Source organism: Vibrio penaeicida, from assembly GCF_019977755.1.
GTDB classification, from domain to species: domain Bacteria; phylum Pseudomonadota; class Gammaproteobacteria; order Enterobacterales; family Vibrionaceae; genus Vibrio; species Vibrio penaeicida.
This window is the reverse complement of the sequence record NZ_AP025144.1, coordinates 2,521,934-2,541,984: the sequence shown is the minus strand read 5'-3', so window position 1 is coordinate 2,541,984 and position 20,051 is coordinate 2,521,934. Positions and strand designations below refer to the sequence as shown.

Genomic DNA, 20,051 nt, shown 5'->3' with positions numbered 1-20,051 from the left:
TCGTGGTGGCGGGTCGGGATACAATTGGAATTTAAGAGCAAATGTTACCTAGGTTAACTGCGCTTAGGGACATATAAGGAGCGAAGATGGAATCATTAAAAGTGAAAGATTACATGGTGCACCATGCAGTTACCTTTTCTAAGGACATGTCTTTGACCGCAGCACTCGATAAGGTAATGAGCTCACAGCATATGGGCGGACCCGTTATTGACGAGCGAAAGCAGGTCATCGGATTTCTTTCTGAACAAGATTTGCTCGATAAGCTCGTAAAGGTAAGTTACTACTGCCAAGATACACATATAGTCGGAGATTGTATGAGTTCAGATGTGCTAACGGTGACACCTGAAATGTCCGTCATTGAGCTGGCAGATATGATGAAAGTTGGAAAGCCCAAAGTTTATCCCGTCGTTAACGTTGATGGAAAATTTTTAGGGATCATAACGCGAACCGAAGTGCTTAAAGCTATTGGCGTAAACTTAAAAGATTGTTTCCAACATCCGGTCTAAATTATCGCGAATGTGTGAAATCTCGATAATGAAATGAATTATTAAGGCGCATATTGCGCCTTTTTTGTTATTGTTTCCTACCAAGAATAAATTATAAAGGTGTCAATATGGCAGAGGGAGAAGCTAAGTTTGTAACTGGTTCGACGATGAAGCACATACTTACTATGTCTGGTGCAGGCTCGGTGGGTTTATTGGCATTATTTGCGGTCGATCTTCTTGATATGCTGTTTATCAGTATGTTGGGGCAAGTTGAGCTAGCTGCTGCAGTTGGGTTTGCCGGAACATTACTGTTTTTCTCTACCTCGGTCTCCATTGGTTCTTCTATTGCAATGGGAGCGTTGGTATCGAAAGCTTTGGGGGCTAAGCAGCATGAAAAGGCTGTGAGGCTTGCTAGCAATACGCTGGTGGTTTCTTTCTTTATAACGTTGGTCGTTACCTTGTTCATGTACGCGTATTTGGATGAGTTGCTCAGTACTGTGGGCGCAAAAGGAATGGCGTTGGAGCGTGCCAAGGCTTATTTGCAGATCATGTTGCCAAGCAGTCCATTCTTAGCGTTGGCAATGGCCTGTGGAGCAGGTTTACGCGCAAGCGGCGATGCAAAGCGAAGCATGTGGGCAACACTGTCTGGCGGTATAGTGAATGCGATATTGGACCCTATCTTCATTTTTGGCTTCGACTGGAACGTCGAAGGCGCTGCGGCTGCTTCCGTTGTAGCACGATTCACGGTTCTATACGTTTCATTCGTGCCTTTAATTAAAGTTCATAAATTGGTGAAATGGCCAAATGTAACCGAGGTTGGAAAGGACTTACGTACCATTTTAACTATCGCACTTCCTGCTGTTATCACAAACACTGCAACGCCCATTGGGAATGCTGTAGTTACAGCCAATATTGCCCAATTTGGCGAAGATTATGTCGCGGGTTTTGCGGTGATAGGTCGTGTCATACCGGTCGCTTTTGCGGTGATTTTTGCACTATCGGGCGCCGTAGGACCGATTATTGGGCAGAATTATGGCGCAGAAAGGGTAGATAGAGTAAGGGATACTCTGCGTAACTCTTTGTTATTTGTAACGGTTTACTGTTTGCTTGTGTCAGGGATTTTGTATCTCGTACAAGATTTCATCATTTCTGGGTTTAGCCTTACTGGTGATGCACAAATCATAGTAGCTGCATTTTGCACCGTAGTATCGCTTAGCTTTGTTTTCAATGGAGCACTGTTTGTAGCGAATACCTCGTTCAATAATTTGGGAAAACCGATTTATTCGACCGCTTTGAATTTAGGTAAAGCGACTTTAGGGACAATTCCATTTGTATACTTAGGTGCCGAGTGGTTTGGCGCTTTAGGTGTGTTGTATGGGCAGGCAGTAGGTGCTGTTGTATTTGGCATATTGGGCATTGGCGTGTTACAGCATCATGTTCAATCGATGTTTGCATCTCAAAAATCAACACCAGAAATCATCCCTGAGGAGATCGACCCAGCAACAACAACCGTTAATATGGCCCCCTTTTGTAACTGTGATCCAGTCATGATGGAAGAAGTCACCGCTCAGAAACCTGTTTGTGAAATGGCGAAGGCGACACAGCAGCGTAACTCGCACTTACCAGAGGTGTAATTTTCAGAATTGGCTTGGAAGATAATTAGGACCTAAGGACCCTAACGAATAAGTTTGCATATTCATTGATCTAACGCCATGAGCTTGCTTCCTTATATCGCGGATAATATCTACATCCGCAGTATAAGGAAGCACAGTCGTCATATGCGTCAGTACATCAAGTATTTCGTTCCAATTTTTATTCCCCTCCTCGTTTGGATGTTGCCTTTGACGGCGTTTCCATTTGAGGGGATGACCATACTTCAGCAACGTGTCATTGCTATCTTTTTGCTTGCCGCACTATGTTGGGTTTTTGAGCCCATTCCTATTTACGCCACATCAGTCGTCATTATTGTATTGGAGTTGTTATTGCTTTCCGATAAAGGGCTCATCTTTTTTCGAATGGATCAAGACCAGCCGCATTTTGGTGAACTGCTCAAACACAGCGATATAATGGCAACGTTTGCTAGCCCTATCATCATGTTGTTTCTTGGCGGGTTCTTTTTGGCAATGGCCGCCACGAAATATCGTTTAGACGTGAATTTAGCTCGTGTTCTGCTCAAACCATTTGGTAGCAGCCCAAATAACGTGATGTTAGGGTTAATGTTGATCACTGGTGTCTTTTCCATGTTCATGTCTAATACCGCGACAACAGCGATGATGCTATCTATTTTAGCTCCGGTAATTGCAGTCTTCGGTCCGAAGGATCCTGGTAGAATCGCATTTGCTTTGTCCATCCCCGTTGCTGCAAATATTGGTGGAATCGGTACCCCTATTGGTACGCCACCCAACGCCATTGCTTTGAAATACCTAACAGGTGATAACGTGATTGCTTTTGGCGAATGGATGGTATTTGGTGTGCCATTTGTGGTTGTCATGATGGCACTAGCATGGGTTGTAATCGGTCGGTTTTACCCAGCCAATGAAAAGAAGATTAACCTGAATATTAAAGGAAAATTCCTTAAAACCCCCAAAGCCATAACCGTTTACGTAGTGTTCGCGTTAACCATTCTACTATGGCTAATGGGATCGTCTCATGGGATGAATTCCTATACCGTGGCACTTATTCCTGTCGCCGCATTCTCTTTAACTGGAATTATCAATAAAGAAGATCTTAAGAAGATTTCTTGGGATGTTTTGTGGCTAGTGTCTGGCGGTATTGCGCTGGGTCTTGCTCTCGATAAAACAGGGTTAGCTCGATTAGTTGTGCACAGTATCCCATTCGATGAGTTCTCTCCCTACGTTGTACTTGTTGGAGCCGCCTTCTTATGTTTGTTAATGGCAAACTTTATGTCTCATACCGCGACAGCAAACTTGCTTATGCCAATCATGGCTGCATTAGGTATGTCTATGACTTCGTTGGCACCGTTAGGAGGGGAGGTAACACTTATACTCGTTGTTACTTTCGCGGCATCGCTTGGCATGTCTTTGCCTATTAGCACGCCCCCGAACGCGCTGGCTCATGCGACAGGTAATGTGGAGAGTCGTCAAATGGCGAAAGTGGGCGTTATCCTCGGAGTTGTTGGTGTTTTATTAAGCTTTGTGTTGGTCTGGATCCTTCATGCAGTTGGACACATAGGATAAATGGATGCATAACAGTGTAGAAAAGATTGTTGAACACTATTTCTCTAATCCTCAATGCTATCTATCTTTAGAAGCAGGTGAACCATTACTGGTGCAAGGTGAAGAAAATCGCAGGCTTTTTTATGTGGTTTCTGGGGAATTAGAAGGCTTAGTTTCTTTTGCCGAGACCAATGTAAACACGAAGGTCTTTAGTGCGTCAGAAGGGGCATTTATTGGCGTTCATAGTTTTTTTTCTGGTAATTACCTAGCCTCATCCAGTGTTGTTTCTCGATCCCCAAGTGTGTTGGCTTGGATTGACAACGACACACGCCCGATAGACGAAGACTGCTTGGGGTCATTAACCCAACAATTCACACCCGTTATATTGAATGAGTTATCTCGTCGCCAAAAACGGGCAATGCAAGAATCCGTAGAAAAAGAACAAGCTCTTACCCAACTTCATACCGCTGAGCAGATGACAACATTGGGGCAGCTGGCCGCGGGGATTTCTCATGAGTTGAATAATGCGGTGGGTGTATTAAGCAGCAAAACGGAGCGTCTACAAGATGTAATTCTTGCCTTACTCGAAGAGCTGCATCCCGGAGCCAGTCAGTTCGTCGATGCAGGGTTAATGAAAGGTCAAAACGTGGGTTCAGCAGAAGTTCGCGCACGGGCAAAAGAGATTATTGACAAACACGGCTTAGATAGAAAGATCGCGAAATCCTTAGCCAGAGCTTTGTCGGTTAACGACTTAAACCAAGATTGGCTTAATACACCGGAAGAGGCGGTGAAATATTGGGGAGTTGGGCGCGATTTACATGACATGAGAGTGGCTTCTCGCCATGCGGTTAGCATTGTTAAATCGGTTAAGCAGCTTGGAAGGGGAGACTCTGAAGTAAGCGAGCCTGTTGACGTGAACGAAAGTATTCATAAAGCGCTTGCCCTACTTCAAAATGACTTGCGCCGAATAGATGTTCGTTTTAGCCCAGCTGCGACAGCGGTGATCGCCGGAAGTGAAAGTGAGTTGGTTCAAGTTTGGGCAAACATACTGAAGAATGCCTGCGATGCCTTAACGCCTACCAATAATCCTGGAATCGATATTATTACTCGTGTGAGCGACGCACACATCAAGGTGACGATCGCCAATAATGGACCTGAAATAGAAGAAAGTATCCGTAGAAAAATCTTTCACCCCAACTTTACGACCAAGAAAGGCGGGTTGTCGTTTGGGTTAGGGCTAGGGCTTTCAATAGTGAAACGAATTGTGAGCCGTTATCAGGGAACGGTGGTGGTAAAAAGTGACCCTGAAAAAACCATTTTCAGAATCAAATTACCCATGGAGGTTGGTAATGGAAAAAATTAATGTTATTTGCGTAGATGACCAACGAGAAGTGCTGAGTGCTGTGGTGCAAGACCTTGCGCCATTGGAGGACTGGTTAGAGATAGAGGACTGCGAATCCGCAGAAGAGGCTCTTGAACTCATCGATGATTTGGACGCAAAGGGAGAACATATAGCACTGATCATTTCTGATCACGTTATGCCCGGTAAGTCGGGTGTCGAACTACTCACGGAGATCTCTGAGGATAGACGATTTACTCATACAAAAAAGGTACTTCTCACAGGGCAAGCCACACACCAAGACACCATCAGTGCCATTAACAAAGCACGTATAGAAAGCTACTTCGAAAAACCGTGGAATGGAACCGAGTTGGTCGACTGTGCTCGAAGGCTGGTAACGGAATACATTTTTGATGCAGGAATGGAATACGAATCGTATCAATTACAATTGGATCAACAAACAGTGTTCAGTCGTTTGAGGTAATTTTCACAAAAACAACCTTTGCCAAAAATAAGCTTGACCTTAGACTCGACTCCAAGGTGTATAGTCGATATCAGTTAACGCATACGACTTACTGTTCATATGCGAGCCCAAAAAATTAGCCATGAGCTATTGGGTACAAACGATAAAAAGGATAATGACTATGTGCATAAAACACGAAGGCTGCAGTAACAAAAATACTGCTACTACTCTGTCTATTAGCAGTTGCGCTCCTATCGCTCCATTAGACAGTAATACCAAAATTGGAAGCTGTTGTGACAGCGATGCATGTTCTGGTGGAGGCGAAATTTCTTCGATAGAAGAGGAAAGTGAGCGGCTGCCAGAAGGTGATACACTTTCTGGCAGTTGGAAAATATTGGGTATGGACTGCCCATCATGCGCTCGTAAAGTTGAAAATGCGGTCTCTTCACTTTCTGACATTTCAAAAGCAAAGGTTCTATTCGCCACAGAGAAACTGGTGGTGCAATATTCAAAAACGGAAACCTTGGCTCTGGTTGAGCAAGCCGTTCTCAAAGCTGGCTTTCAATTCGAACAGTCTCAAAGTTCTAAGCCGTCCAATTCAAATGAAAACAAATGGTCATCGGTTTTTAAAAGTAACCTAAATATTATTGCGTTATCCAGCGCAATGGCGATTTCAGCCATCATCAATCAAACTTCTCCAGTCATAGCCTCGTGGCTATTTACGCTGGTTTGCCTTGCCGGTCTTTATCCCGTAGCTAAAAAAGCGGTTCAGTTAGCGAGAAGTGGGACGCCTTTTGCAATCGAGACCTTGATGAGTGTCGCCGCAATTGGTGCTCTCTATCTCGGTGAAACCGTCGAAGCGGCGATGGTATTGCTGCTGTTCTTGCTCGGTGAAAGGTTGGAAGCGTATGCCGCTTCGAGAGCGAGAAGCGGGGTTCAGTCTCTCATGGCGTTAGTCCCTGAAACGACGATTCGCATTGAAGGCGATGCTCGTGTTGAAGTGGCTGCCTCCGAGTTGGTCATTGGAGATGTTATCGAAGTCGCACCTGGCGATCGTTTACCTGCTGATGGAAAGTTGTTAAGCAGTAGTGCCAGTATTGATGAAAGTGCGCTAACTGGCGAGTCGGTACCCGTCGAAAAGCAGACAGGTGAGCAAGTGATGGCGGGATCTGTCGTTGCTGACAAAGTGATTAGGCTAACGATTACTTCCGCACAAGGCGAAAATGCGATAGACCGCATTCTCCATCTAATTGAAGAAGCAGAGTCCCAAAAAGCGCCTCTAGAACGTTTTCTAGATAAATTCAGTCGCTGGTATACGCCACTGATGATGCTGGTTTCTCTATTAGTTATTATTACGCCTCCCTTATTCTTTTCGCAGCCTTGGGAAACATGGGTGTATCGCGGATTAGCTTTACTATTGATTGCATGTCCTTGCGCTTTGGTAATTTCAACGCCAGCAGCTATTACTTCGGGATTGGCCACTGCAGCCAAACGTGGTGCGCTGATAAAAGGGGGAGCGGCTCTCGAACAACTTGGCAATATTGAATCTATAGCGTTCGATAAAACAGGCACGCTGACCCAAGGCAAACCTGAAGTGACGGATATCATTTCTTTAAACGAGCTTTCAGAGGAATCTCTCCTTAGAGACGCCGCTTCGGTAGAAGTAGGGTCATCACACCCATTGGCAAAATCGTTAGTAAAGAAAGCGGAAGCTGCTGGTATAGCACTGCCAGAGGCTGAAAATAAGCAAGCGCTGGTGGGAAGTGGGATAACCGGTATTGTGAATGGGAAATCTTTATCCTTGATTTCACCTTCCAAGTTTCAAGGTACTGTTGCTGAAGTCGATAGAGAGCGGGTGGAATCCCTCGAGTCCAAAGGAAAAACAGTTGTATTGGTTATTATCGATGACGTACTTGAAGGGTTAGTTGCATGGCAAGACACACTGCGTTCCGATGCAGCTGAAGCCATTCAAAAGCTAAAAAGTCTAGGTATCGACTCGATAATGCTAACTGGTGACAATCCATTAGCGGCTAAGGAGATGGCACAACAAGTATCAATGGATTACAAAGCGAGTCTATTACCTGCTGATAAAGTCACTTACGTAAATCAGATGGCTTCTCTAAAAAATACCGCAATGGTTGGAGATGGTATTAACGATGCCCCAGCGATGAAAGCCGCGTCAGTCGGTATTGCAATGGGAGGTGGAACGGATGTTGCCCTTGAAACAGCTGATGCTGCTTTAACTCATAGCCGACTGGTAGAATTACCTGCAATGATTGAGCTATCTAGAGCAACGTTAAGAAATATCCAGCAAAATGTCGCACTAGCGTTAGGGCTTAAAGGCGTATTTTTGGTTACTAGCTTATTGGGCATTACTGGTCTTTGGGTTGCTGTACTTGCTGACAGCGGAGCAACAGCATTAGTGACATTAAACGCCTTGCGTCTGCTACGATTTAAACCGCAGGCTTGAGGGAAGCCCTTGAAAGGGCTTCTTGATACTTCTTTTTAGATTTAGTGCCCTAGGTACTTACTCAATTCATAACTTTTTAAGGATGGTTTGTTGTTTGAACCATCCTTCTTCCATCCTATTAAGTGCTCCATACCTAAATAACCTCAAGATACTTAGTTAAACTCGACCTTGGGGGCTCATATTCTGTTCCACTTTCTCGTCGAAGAACTTTGAAAGAGCGAGTCATTCCACTGCGTTTTTTCCTTGAATTGAAACGATACAGCAGCTGTGTATTTGATTCTTATCCGGTAATCCTCATGAAAATTTGCATTTTAGTGTGATGCAAATCGATAAAATGTGAAATTCGTTGTTAATTGCTAAATGAATACGTGAATTTGATCACCAATTGTTGGCTTCCAGTCAGTTACAGTAAACCTGTACCCATTAATCAATCTAAATATCCCCAAAGCTTTTATCAAGCTGAACTCGAATGAGTTCGGCTTGTTCTCCTTTTTTCTGGAGAAAGTGAAAAAATAAAGTGAAGGATAGAATTCCTTTTATAATTTATTGGGGTGACAGAAACAAAACGACAACAAAGGAGTCCTTTATGTCTGAAGCTGTATTTCACTTAGGTGTTACCAAAGAAGCTCTTGCTGGTTCTACATTGGCTATCATCCCTGGTGATCCTGCTCGAGTTCAAAAAATTGCTGAGCAAATGGAAAACCCTGTATTTTTGGCAAGCCACCGTGAATATACGTTGTACCGTGCAGAATTAGATGGAAAGCCTGTTGTTGTTTGTTCTACAGGTATAGGCGGTCCTTCAACTTCTATTGCTGTTGAAGAGCTTGCTCAACTGGGTGTCCGCACCTTCCTACGTGTAGGGACTACTGGTGCAATTCAACCGCATGTGAATGTGGGCGATATGATTGTAACCACCGGGTCTGTTCGCTTAGACGGTGCTAGCCTTCATTTTGCACCAATGGAATTCCCAGCTGTAGCTGACTTTGACATCGCGACAGCGATGAAGGAAGCGGTTGTTGAAGCTGGCGCGACTGCGCACACAGGTGTAACGGCATCAAGTGACACTTTTTACCCAGGGCAAGAGCGCTACGATACGTTTTCTGGTCGTGTTGTTAAGCGCTTCCAAGGTTCTATGCAAGAGTGGCAGGACATGGGGGTTCTAAACTTTGAAATGGAATCTGCCACACTGCTAACCATGTGTGCGAGCTCTGGGCTTAAAGCGGGCTGCGTCGCAGGTGTTATTATTAACCGTACTCAAAAAGAAACGCCTGATCACAGCACACTGAAAGAGACAGAAGCGAAATCGATCAAAATTGTAGTCGAGGCTGCACGTAAAATGCTGTAAAACCAGCAAACACATGAAACGAAAAAGGGCATCAATGATGCCCTTTTTGAGTATTGGGAGAGAGGCTTAGCGAGCTTTAGTCTAAATCTTCGTGCCCACCAGCATCTTTAAACCAATGAGTGAGGTTTGACTTTAGATCTTTTAACTCATCGGGTCCGATTAATGCTAACCCTAAATCTTCCGCACGAGTGATGTCATTGTGACGAAGCGGTCGAAAGCTCACCAACATAGCACGAGCTTGCAAGCCTCCCAGCAAATCTCTGAGTGACTCCAATTTGTAAAGTGTGTCATCTCCGTCGTCTCTCATGCCTTTCGTTTTACATTCAATAATGTGCAACTTGTTATTGACGACTGTCGCGACATCTAATTCATTCCGTACTTCTTTTTCACCCAATTGGCGATAGACCTGAACGTTCAATGAGCGATCTTGAATGGTAGGAAGTTCATCCTGAATTTGTTTTACGGTGCTGTGTACTAGGTTTTCCAACCATTCACCATTTGAAAAGCGCCGTGCGTCTTCGTTGGCAAACGTTAAGATTCCATTTTCATAGGTAGCCAGTTCAGTATCAACAAGATCAGAAATGAGCATGTCTAGCTCTCGGTAACCTTGTTGCTTTTCAGTCAGGGATACATCCAGTCTCTGTTCTTTACGACAGGTCGTCGCTAAGTAGTTGAGGGTAGCCAGACCAGGACCAAGTTCAAGGGCATTTCCTGCCCAGCGTTCACCTAATTGATACAGTTTTTGATCGAGCTGCTCTGGAATGACTTGTTCAGAAAACTCGCTTCTCGCCCCAAAAATGGTGAGGTAATCTTCAATTTTTATATGATCTTGTACTTGGGCATCTTCGCGACCGTCTGGGTATAGCCAACAAAGCTTGTCACTGAAAGGTTCAACCACAAAAATTGGCCAGTGATAAGTGCGAAAAACCTCGTAAACAGACAGTAATCGATGCCTTAATCCACAACTGGCATTGAGTTTTACTTCCACATTTCGAGTTTGTAAATCTTCCGCAAGTGCTTGAATGGATTTTTTAATTTTTGATGTATTAACCGCACTTGGTATTTCGTAAAATTCGGAAGTTATGCCTCTAGGCGCTAGTATCGAGTAGAGTCTTTGGTACATTGATTCTTGGTTCTTATCACCAATGAATACGATATGCGTACTTACTGTTCTGTGATCCAAAAGTGGCGTCACCAGTCGCACAGGATCTTGATCGATAATACCTACATGTACGGCCATTTCATGTCCTCAATAAACGGACCTGCTGGAAAATGAGAGTTGAAAAATCAGCAAGTAACTAAGTTATGGGGATGGGGTAAATAAATAACAAGAGCTATGCATTGAAAACTGCATCCTTTAAAGCTTAGAAGAGAAAATAAGAACGGTTCATTTGCATTGTTGATAAAACGGTTCTTATCGATAAAGCAAGCCCACTTTGAAAGTGGGCTAGAGGTTGATATTTGAATGCTCAGCCTTAAAGCTTAAAGCGGTGAACAATATCACCTTGCTGACTGGAAAGACGCGTTAGATCTTGGCTTACCGTGGCAATTTCCGACATTGCTTCATAGCTTTGATTCGCTATGCTGTTGATGTCGTTTAAGCTTCTAGCAATACTGCTGGATGTCGCTTGTTGCTCTGCTGCCGCTTGCGAAATGTGATTACTCATATGGCTAATCTCTAAAATCAGAGCCTGAATTTCTTCCATGGCGCTGTTCGCATCGGAGGCCTGAGTAACAGATTGCTCCATATCACTCATGCAGCTTTTTATCACTTCATTGGCTGATTGAGAGCTGCTTTGGAGGTTGCTGATCATGCTTTCAATTTCACTGGTGGAATGCGTTGTTTTTTGAGCTAACACCCTAACTTCATCCGCAACCACGGCAAAGCCTCGACCCTGTTCTCCAGCGCGAGCAGCCTCAATGGCTGCGTTTAGAGCAAGCAAGTTAGTTTGCTCAGCAATACTTCTAATAACATCCAATATAGAGCCAATCTCACTGCTCATTTGTTGAAGTTGAGAAACGGCATTAACCGAGTCATTTAAACGGGTTTCAAGCTGATTGATCGTTGAAATATTCGCATTCATAATCTTTCTGCCAGACTCGGATGCAGACTCAACTTTATGAACCATATCAGATGAGCTTTGTGCACTTTGCGCAACTTCGGTAACCGAGTGTTCCATTTCCGTCATCGCAGTAGCAACTCCTGCGGTTTGCTCTCTTTGAGTATTCAGTTGGCTTTGAGCTCCGACAGAGGTACTTCTATTTGCAGACGCCACTTCGGTTAGTTCATCGGCAGCTTCATTGAGTTCTTGCAAGATATCGTGAAGATTGTCGGCCAGTGAGTTTATATGGCGGCTTACTCGGCTGAATTCATTGTTGTAGCGGATGTCGATCCGTTTTGTCATGTCTCCAGCAGTGAGGCTTTCTAATGTTGCCAAAATTCGCGTTAGCGGTTCTCGAACACTGTGTGCAACGTGGTAGCCAATTCCAAGGGCGATGGCACAGACAATGACACCGATACCAATAGCCTTAACATAGCCTTCTTCGTACACTGTTCCCGCTTCTTCAAGCGACTTTCCAAGCTGGTTTGAAGCGGTTTCATTGAATGATTCAAGTAGCTGCATCGAGTCATCGACTTTAATTGCTAAATTAGCAATATTGTCGTAAAGCTTTTGACGTGCAACTAAATAGGTATAGTGCTGATCAAGTACGCCGCCCGCTTTTCCTACATCGCGAGTAAACTGGCTAACGGATTCATCGAAGACTTCTTTTAAAGAAGGAAGTTGATTTACCAACCCACGGTATGCGTAATTTAAATGAGTAACGGCCTTTTTATTCTTGTTTACGGCTGCTTTTACAAATTCGGTATCACTGCTCGCAAGTGCATCAGACGTGACTGTTTGAGAGTCTTTCAGTTTATCGAAATAGCTCCCTGACATGACTTTTACAGCGATGTTATCTTGCTTGTTCACATACTCCTTCATGCGAACGCTGAGCTCTGTATGCAATCTTTGGAAGTTGCGAGATGATTTTTGCACATCTTCTTGAGCCGAAAACATGGCTTTGTAGTTGTCCATCGCTTCGATGGCTTCCTCAAAGTATTGACCTTCCATCTGGCGTAACTCCTCGATTCTAGGAGCGATTTCAGGAATAGTACGGCTGGCTTTTTCCAAAGCGATCAAAGCTTCTTGGAAATTATTTTGAGCCTCGATGAACGCTGCTTTGGAGCTGTCCATTCGAGATTGACTTTGTGTGGTCAGATAATCCTTAAATGCTTTATCAGCAGAAAGTAACCGAACACTGGTTTGGTTAGACATTGAAACTAAAGGTAAAGACGTGTTGGAAACCGTCTCGAAGTTGGTGTGTATTTTTTCCATTCCACCCATCATGATAGTGATGGTCGCAATGAAGAGCACTACAATGAGTGCAAAGCCCGCATACATGCGCCGTATGACTGAACCCTTCATACGTTCTCTCCCAGATCAAAAAAGCTCGCAAAATGTCAGAACCTACAATTATTCTTCTAATTGAGGTATCGACTGAGCCAAAAAATAAATAAATATTGCCGACGTATTCTACGACGAGTATCAAAAATTTACTTTGACGAGCTTTAAAGTTTCCGTATGTGATATGGGTTCAAAAGCACTTTAGGTAACAAAATTATCATTACGGCATACTATATAATGCGAGTGTTATGTACAGTGTTTTTTATTGTTATATGTATTGGGTTCCGCCATACTATTGTTTCTATATCAAAAAGATATTTGTAGTATATCAATGAACTTAGTATTCATTATTGCGGTCAATCACTCAGGAGCTCGCGACCATGGCTGAAGAAACCATATTTACAAAGATTATCAATAAAGAAATTCCAGCAGATATTGTATTCCAAGACGATTTGGTAACGGCATTTCGCGACATTAACCCTCGCGCTCCTAAGCATATTCTTATCATTCCCAATAAACTTATCCCTACCACGAACGACGTAGAAGCTGAAGATGAAGCGATGATGGGGCGTATGTTTACCGCAGCGAGAAAAATCGCAGAGCAAGAAGGCGTGGCACAAGATGGCTACCGACTCATCGTGAACTGCAATGCTCACGGCGGTCAAGAGGTGTACCATATACACATGCATTTGGTTGGTGGGCAACCACTTGGTCCTATGCTTATCAGCTAATTAAGATGGATTTGATAGTATTCATCATCAATTAAAAAAACAAAGCAAACGTTAGGGGCCGGAGTGTTTTTTGTTCGAAAAACAAGTTTAATCCAGAAAGCGGCAGTTATTGGCTCAAGTGCTCTCTTGAGTGCTTGTGCGACGATGTCTGCCGGAAACCTGTTTAGCCACTATAGTGCGCAAACAAAAGAAGTGTATTTTGCAGTTCGTAACGGAAATTATCTTGAAGCCCAAGCCAGTCTAAATCAGGATATTGCTGGTCCGATTTTAGATAATATGGAAAAAGGCAGGGTGTCTTTTTTGGCAGAAGACTACCCACAAAGTTTATCGTTTTTCCAAGTAAGTGATAACGCGGTAAAGGTATTAAACGATAGAGCCATTATTTCTGTCAGTGAGACGGCTTCATCGGTAGGGGCATTGGCTACCAATGACAACCTTACGACCTATGAACCAGCAGATTATGAACTGGGCTTTTTACATTTATATTTAGGGCTGAATTACCTTAAGAAAAATGACTTGTCCGGTGCTCTCGTTGAAATGCGCAGGGCCAATCAAGTTCAAGAGCAGGCAAAAAAACGCAGGCAGTCCGAGCTTGAGTCTGCGCAAGAATCAGCAGTACAGCAAGGTGTCTCGCCAAACATTGCCTCAATCATGGCTAATTATCCAGACGCAGGTAAAACGCTTCAAGCTGTTCAAAATGGTTACTTACTCTATTTGTCAGCGTTACTTTATGAAACAGATAATGATTTAAACAGCGCTTATATTGACTACAAGCGTGCATTAGCTGTTATGCCTGAGAATGAGGAAGTCATTGATGGTGTGTTGCGAGTCGGTCATAAGCTCGGCATGAGGCAAGATTTAAAAACGTACGAAGCGCGCTACGGCAAATATTCTAAACCATCGAAAGATAAAGCTAGAGTGATTGTTTTAGATGAGCAACGTATCGTGAAGGCGATGGACTCTTGGAACTTTTCTCTACCCATTTACAGTTCTAGAGATGATCTGACATCCATCTATAGTTTGGCTTTACCCTATTACCCGAATATTGAAAGCTACCCATCGGCAAGTTTGATGCTAAATGGTCGGTCTCTAAACGGTTCGGAGCTAGTGGATGTCAATCTTATGGCACAAAACAATCTTAACGAGCGGATGCCAAGCATTGTGATTCGTCAAGCGTTGCGTGTTGTTGCAAAAGATCAGCTTAGAAGAGAAGCAGCAAAAGGTGATGATGTCGGTAACGCATTATTCAGTATTTGGAATGCACTTACAGAGCAAGCTGACACCCGCAGTTGGCAAACATTACCTGCCAAGGTGTACAGTAGCAGTCAACAAGTGAATTCAGGGGAACATACTCTCGTTGTGAACGGTCAAAACTATACTTTCAATGTTAAAGCCGGACAAACTACTTTGGTTTGGGTATCACGACAAGGGACAGGATCGTCAGTGTGGCACAAACAATTAGGGGCTATCTAATGAAAAGATTATCGATTGTATTATTGTCTGCGATTGCAGCGTTCGGTTGTGCTCAGGCACCTACCGCTGGCTTGAGTATCGATGGACAATCGCAAAGAGTGATTATGAGCGACAATGCGTTAGGCGGTCGTTTAGATATCGACAATATTGATACGGATGAAGTGAATGGTCACGCACGTGGCATTGTTCGTCTGGCAAGCCAATACAAAGGCGACCAGCATGTTCAATATCGCTTTTATTGGTACGATGACAAAGGCTTAGAAGTAAACAGTAAACCTGGCGCTTGGCGCAAAGTCATTGTTAGAGGTTTTGAGACGATTTCGATTTCAGAAGTCTCTGTGAACCCTAATGCGACTCAATACCGTGTTCAAATTCGCCAAGCTAATAACTAAGGAAACATTATGAAAAAAAGTGCTATTGCCCTACTTGGACTCGCTGCAATTTTGGGTGGTTGTTCAAACCAAGTGTCTTATGGTGACGCTCAAGCCGTTGAAACGACTACTATAGATTTTGGTTCTACTGACTTACAAACAATTGCAGGTCAAATGGTAGACAGTATGCTGATGTCAGGTTCTGTAGCGGCAATCACTCGTGAGAGCCGTCCAATTGTTTTTGTTGAGCGAATTAAGAACAAAACCAGTGAGCATATCGATACAGAATCCATCACGGATTCAATCAGTACTAAAATGCTGAATTCTGGTAAGTTCCGCTTCGTTGATATGGATCGTGTTGAATCGGTACGTGAACAACTGAACTTCCAAAACAATGACGAACTTGTAAATCAAAGCAGCGCTATCCAGTTTGGTAAAATGGTAGGTGCTCAGTACATGCTTTACGGAAACCTAGCAAGTATCGTTAAGAACGCTGGAAGCGACCAAGACGTTTACTACAAAATGACGATGCGTTTAATGGACCTAGAGACAGGTCTAATTGAATGGGCTGATGAAACTGAAATCCGTAAGCAAAAATCTAAGAGCTTCCTAGGTCTATAAGCTATAGACCTATAAGCATTGATTCTATACGCTCTAGGATTAAAAACGCTAAATGAAGGGGTAGTGTTAAGTGGCAAAAATGGGATGGCAAGAGGCAGTTCAACTCGATGATTCCTTAGTATCACTTACCGACTACTTTCCTGACCCACCAGAAGAGATGGAACTTCTCTCTGGTGGGCTTAGCAATAGATGTTGGAAAATATCCCATCAGGATCGCCAATATGTATGGCGACCAGTTTCAAAAAGTACGTCAGTTTTCGGTATTTCACGTGCTAACGAATACCACCTTCTAGTGGCGCTTTCCTCTTATCAATTCTCACCAAATCCAGTTCTAAACAATGATCGTGGATTACTCGTCAATTGGATTGACGGGCAACCAGTTGGCGATCAAATTTCTCAAGATGAACTTTTGAATACTCTCGCAACGATTCATAACGTCCAGATAAACGATAAGCCCATTCAAAAACTGCTGTTTTCCGAAAAAGTTGATCACTTGTGGATGCAACTTGCTAACGAACAGAAAGACGAAGCCTTAGTTAGTCTATATAAAAAGCATCGTGAACCACTGTATTTACCTGAATCACTCAAAACCTTATGTCATTTGGATTTAGGTGCTTATAACTTAATTCGAGCGCGCGATGGGATTGGTGTCATCGATTGGGAATATTCGGCTATTGGTGATCCTAGGATGGATCTTGCAATGACGATTGAAGTTTCCGGTCTTAGCCCTGAAATCGCGGTAGCAATGTATTGTCATTATCGCGGGATCGATTTGTCCGATATGGGTGAGTGGCAACAGAATGTAGAATTGTGGTTACCTAAAATCCGACTGTTAGGGATGTTGTGGTATCAAATAGGTTACCAGTTGTGGGGCGACGATTTGTATTATGAACGATTCCAGCAGCTTAAAATGGAGTTGTTGAAAACACTTAATTGAGCGTAAGCGCACTGAGGACAGTTTTGTATAAAACTGCTAGAAGGATCACTTTCCTAAACATTCTCTTTTATTGATTCTTTAAAACCCTAATGTTCGTGGTAGATTTGTTGAATAACAACATAAAATGGCACCGTAGGAGGTTCCATGATTATCTATTTGCACGGCTTTGACTCAACTAGCCCCGGAAATCACGAGAAAGTACTTCAACTTCAGTTTATTGACGATGATATTCGATTTGTAAACTACAGCACTTTGCACCCAAAGCATGACATGCAGCATTTATTAAAAGAAGTCCACAAAGCAATGGAAATGTCTTCCGATCCAAACCCGCTGATCTGTGGGGTAGGGCTAGGTGGATATTGGTCCGAGCGTATTGGTTTCTTGTCTGGTATTAAACAAGTCATTTTTAACCCAAATTTACACCCAGAAGACAACATGCAAGGTCGTATTGATCGTCCCGAAGAATATGAAGACATCGCGACTAAATGCGTAGAGAAATTCAGAACAAAAAATAAAGATAATTGCCTTGTGATCTTGTCACGAGAGGATGAAATCCGAAACAACCAAATCTCAGCTGACGAGCTTGAACCATACTATCAAGTTGTTTGGGATGAATCTGAAACCCATAAGTTTAAAAAAATTTCGCAACACTTACAGATGATGAAGCAGTTTAAAGAGCAAAGCGGAGGTTGAGAATCGAATCGACGAAATTTTTTACTTCATGCACTTAGAACCCAATAAGCATCTGGTTTTTCTAGAAAAAATGCCACATTAAAGTGGCATTTTTTTTTGGATATCTTAGATGGTAGTGGAACGTTGGGCTCTTAATTCATACCGTTTTTGCAAGTCTTTGATGAGTATTCAATGTAGCCCCGCGAGTTATTCCTTACATCTAGATAGCACCCTTTTGCTCTAATACTCTCTATATTGTCGTCTTTCAGCCCAAAGTGGAAGATAACCCCATTCTTACCGTTAACCTCTCCGCGGGGTACGTAATCCGTCATTGTTATTGATGTGTCGATGGCGTTTTTTAAGTTGTCGGAAGTTGTGACAATATTTCCCTTAGTTATACGTAGCTCTTTTCCTTCAACCTCAATCGTTGCGTCGGAGCGAAGGTGAATATTCTCGGTGAGTGCGATACCTCGCACAAATGTGTTTGCGCTACGTACGGCACTACCCGCACTTTCAATAACACTTGTTTTCGATGTATCAATTACTTCAATGAATCTAGGCGTTGCAACGGATGCTAGTACTCCTAGAATCGCGATGACAACGATCATTTCGAGGAGAGTAAACCCTCGCTGCATATTCGTACTCAATTTGTATAAACTCTGGAATGTTCAAAATTTGTTGCCTACCGTACAGAAGCTTTTTATGGCGAGCGAGTGTAAAGGTTAAACGAAAGCATCGATATATTAAGTTAATGCTCACTTAAGTTTCTTTCCTCTACAGTGCTCAAAGGCATGAAAGACTTATGCCTAACCAATTCCTATGGAGTACTACCGCATAAAGGATGATATCTAACGGCTCAAAAACTCGTCAATTAGTCTGAAAACAAAGGATTTCTTACAAACATAAGTTGCCAAGTTGGTGCGGGGCTTTATAATGATTTTTAAAGATATTTTTGATAAATATCAAAAAAATTTGAGAGCGAGTAAGAAACTTGCCCAATATATATGTGCTAGAGCACACTTTGATCCAAATTGTGATTCCTTAGGTTCCCTTCACTTCGTTGATATGAGGCTTCAATACAAGCCCAAAAGAATTCAATGCTTTGGCTGTTTTATCAGCGGGAGCAAATATTTTTCATATTACATAGGAGTGTCGTTGTGACGCGTATTATAGTTGTAGGCGGTGGCGCAGGTGGACTTGAACTTGCAACCAAGCTAGGGCGTACTTTGGGTCGAAAAGGGCGTGCAAACGTGACTTTGGTAGACCGTAAAGCCAGCCATTTGTGGAAACCTTTGTTGCATGAAGTGGCAACGGGTTCTTTGGATGAAGGTGTCGATGCATTGAGCTACCGAGCTCATGCTAAAAATCATCACTTTGATTTTCAAATGGGCAGCCTAAAAGACATTGATCGAGAGCGTAAGGTTATTTTCTTAACCGAGCTTCGAGATGAGCAAGATGAACTTTTGATGCCGGAGCGAGAACTTGAGTACGATATTCTCGTTATGGCCATCGGTTCTACCTCAAATGATTTCAACACGCCAGGTGTTCGAGACAACTGTATTTTCCTTGATAGCCCAGAGCAAGCTCACCGTTTCCGTACTGAAATGAACAATGAGTTCTTGAAGCTACACGCGAAAAACGGCCAAGGCACAGTTGATATTGCGATTGTTGGTGCTGGTGCAACTGGAGTAGAGCTCTCTGCCGAACTTCACAATGCTGTCAAAGAACTCCGAACTTACGGTTTTGGGGACTTGGACTCTAGCAAACTCAATGTAAACCTTGTTGAGGCGGGCGAGCGAATTCTTCCTGCACTACCACCTCGTATTTCAGCCGCAGCGCATCAAGAGTTAACCAAGCTTGGTGTTAATGTACGTACGGCAACGATGGTTACTCAAGCTGACGAAGACGGCTTAACGACCAAGGAAGGCGAGAAGATTCATGCTCAAATTATGGTTTGGGCTGCGGGAATCAAAGCCCCAGATTTCATTAAAGACATCGCTGGCTTGGAAACAAATCGCATAAATCAGTTGGTCGTTAAAGACACACTCCAAACCACGCGTGATGATGACATTTTTGTTATCGGCGATCTTGCGCAATGTACGCAAGCTGATGGGAAGTTCGTGCCACCACGTGCGCAAGCTGCCCACCAAATGGCAAGCCAAGCGTTTACCAATATTGTGGCGAAATTGAACGGACGTGATATTAAGCCATACATATACAAAGACCATGGTTCACTGGTTTCGTTGAGCCGATTCTCTACAGTAGGTAGCTTGATGGGTAATCTTACCAAAGGCTCAATGATGGTTGAGGGTAGGATTGCTAGGGTGGTTTACATATCATTGTACAGAATGCACCAAATGGCCTTACACGGTGTGATTAAAACGGGGCTTATGATGCTCGTTGGTCGAATTAATCGCGTGTTGCGTCCAAACTTAAAACTGCATTAATTCGGTGTTTTTTACTATTCAATAAAAAGGGCTCGTATGAGCCCTTTCTGTTTGAAATTCATCTTTATTCGAGAT

At 43.3% G+C, this 20,051-nt stretch carries 17 protein-coding genes; 14 read left to right on the top strand and 3 right to left on the bottom strand.

Annotated features, from left to right (window positions below; genetic code table 11):
* The first annotated feature begins 86 nt into the window (after positions 1 to 86).
* The 7 genes from LDO37_RS11315 to udp all read left to right on the top strand — a co-directional run bounded on the left by LDO37_RS11315 (position 87) and on the right by udp (position 9,278).
* Positions 87 to 506 (top strand): CBS domain-containing protein, encoded by a 420-nt coding sequence (locus LDO37_RS11315; protein ID WP_126608373.1) that lies wholly within the window; start codon positions 87 to 89, stop codon positions 504 to 506.
* A 107-nt stretch (positions 507 to 613) separates the two neighbouring features.
* Positions 614 to 2,119 (top strand): MATE family efflux transporter, encoded by a 1,506-nt coding sequence (locus tag LDO37_RS11310; RefSeq protein WP_126608372.1) that lies wholly within the window; start codon positions 614 to 616, stop codon positions 2,117 to 2,119.
* 144 nt (positions 2,120 to 2,263) lie between these two features.
* Positions 2,264 to 3,682, top strand: coding sequence for an SLC13 family permease (locus tag LDO37_RS11305; RefSeq protein ID WP_126608371.1), 1,419 nt, complete (start codon positions 2,264 to 2,266; stop codon positions 3,680 to 3,682).
* A 4-nt stretch (positions 3,683 to 3,686) separates the two neighbouring features.
* Positions 3,687 to 5,024: an ATP-binding protein gene (locus LDO37_RS11300; protein ID WP_126608370.1), complete on the top strand. Its 1,338-nt coding sequence runs from the start codon at positions 3,687 to 3,689 to the stop codon at positions 5,022 to 5,024.
* Positions 5,011 to 5,484, top strand: coding sequence for a response regulator (locus LDO37_RS11295; protein WP_101115228.1), 474 nt, complete (start codon positions 5,011 to 5,013; stop codon positions 5,482 to 5,484). The genes LDO37_RS11300 and LDO37_RS11295 overlap by 14 nt, the downstream gene beginning before the upstream one ends.
* Before the next feature lie 160 nt (positions 5,485 to 5,644).
* Entirely contained in the window at positions 5,645 to 7,933 is a 2,289-nt protein-coding gene (locus LDO37_RS11290) for a zinc/cadmium/mercury/lead-transporting ATPase (protein ID WP_126608369.1), read from the top strand.
* 586 nt (positions 7,934 to 8,519) lie between these two features.
* Positions 8,520 to 9,278, top strand: coding sequence for a uridine phosphorylase (gene udp, locus LDO37_RS11285; RefSeq protein WP_126608368.1), 759 nt, complete (start codon positions 8,520 to 8,522; stop codon positions 9,276 to 9,278).
* Between the two features lie 76 nt (positions 9,279 to 9,354).
* Here udp and LDO37_RS11280 read toward each other — a convergent pair whose 3' ends face one another.
* Together LDO37_RS11280 and LDO37_RS11275 are read right to left on the bottom strand one after the other, a co-directional pair.
* Complete coding sequence (locus LDO37_RS11280) at positions 9,355 to 10,518, bottom strand: DUF1887 family protein (protein ID WP_126608367.1); 1,164 nt, start codon at positions 10,516 to 10,518, stop codon at positions 9,355 to 9,357.
* 235 nt (positions 10,519 to 10,753) lie between these two features.
* Positions 10,754 to 12,745 carry a methyl-accepting chemotaxis protein gene (locus LDO37_RS11275; RefSeq protein WP_126608366.1) on the bottom strand — a complete coding sequence of 664 codons (1,992 nt, stop codon included), beginning with the start codon at positions 12,743 to 12,745 and terminating at the stop codon, positions 10,754 to 10,756.
* A 359-nt stretch (positions 12,746 to 13,104) separates the two neighbouring features.
* On the opposite strand from LDO37_RS11275, the gene hinT reads away from it, so the two are divergent.
* The 6 genes from hinT to ycfP all read left to right on the top strand — a co-directional run bounded on the left by hinT (position 13,105) and on the right by ycfP (position 17,550).
* Complete coding sequence (gene hinT / locus LDO37_RS11270; RefSeq protein WP_101115466.1) at positions 13,105 to 13,455, top strand: purine nucleoside phosphoramidase; 351 nt, start codon at positions 13,105 to 13,107, stop codon at positions 13,453 to 13,455.
* Positions 13,456 to 13,599: 144 nt separating this feature from the next.
* On the top strand, positions 13,600 to 14,928 hold the full coding sequence (locus LDO37_RS11265) for a COG3014 family protein (protein WP_126608383.1): 1,329 nt from the start codon (positions 13,600 to 13,602) through the stop codon (positions 14,926 to 14,928).
* Positions 14,928 to 15,320: a YcfL family protein gene (locus LDO37_RS11260; RefSeq protein ID WP_126608365.1), complete on the top strand. Its 393-nt coding sequence runs from the start codon at positions 14,928 to 14,930 to the stop codon at positions 15,318 to 15,320. Before LDO37_RS11265 ends, LDO37_RS11260 begins: the two co-directional genes overlap by 1 nt.
* 9 nt (positions 15,321 to 15,329) lie before the next feature.
* On the top strand, positions 15,330 to 15,920 hold the full coding sequence (gene lpoB, locus LDO37_RS11255; protein ID WP_101115468.1) for a penicillin-binding protein activator LpoB: 591 nt from the start codon (positions 15,330 to 15,332) through the stop codon (positions 15,918 to 15,920).
* Positions 15,921 to 15,999: 79 nt separating this feature from the next.
* Positions 16,000 to 16,857 carry a phosphotransferase gene (locus LDO37_RS11250; protein WP_224055448.1) on the top strand — a complete coding sequence of 286 codons (858 nt, stop codon included), beginning with the start codon at positions 16,000 to 16,002 and terminating at the stop codon, positions 16,855 to 16,857.
* 144 nt (positions 16,858 to 17,001) lie between these two features.
* On the top strand, positions 17,002 to 17,550 hold the full coding sequence (gene ycfP / locus LDO37_RS11245) for an alpha/beta hydrolase YcfP (RefSeq protein WP_126608363.1): 549 nt from the start codon (positions 17,002 to 17,004) through the stop codon (positions 17,548 to 17,550).
* Positions 17,551 to 17,681: 131 nt separating this feature from the next.
* On the opposite strand, the gene LDO37_RS11240 is transcribed toward ycfP, so the two are convergent.
* On the bottom strand, positions 17,682 to 18,164 hold the full coding sequence (locus tag LDO37_RS11240; RefSeq protein ID WP_185829838.1) for a type II secretion system protein: 483 nt from the start codon (positions 18,162 to 18,164) through the stop codon (positions 17,682 to 17,684).
* Positions 18,165 to 18,686: 522 nt separating this feature from the next.
* On the opposite strand from LDO37_RS11240, the gene LDO37_RS11235 reads away from it, so the two are divergent.
* Positions 18,687 to 19,976, top strand: a complete 1,290-nt coding sequence (locus tag LDO37_RS11235) for an NAD(P)/FAD-dependent oxidoreductase (protein WP_126608145.1) — start codon at positions 18,687 to 18,689, stop codon at positions 19,974 to 19,976.
* Positions 19,977 to 20,051 lie beyond the last annotated feature (75 nt).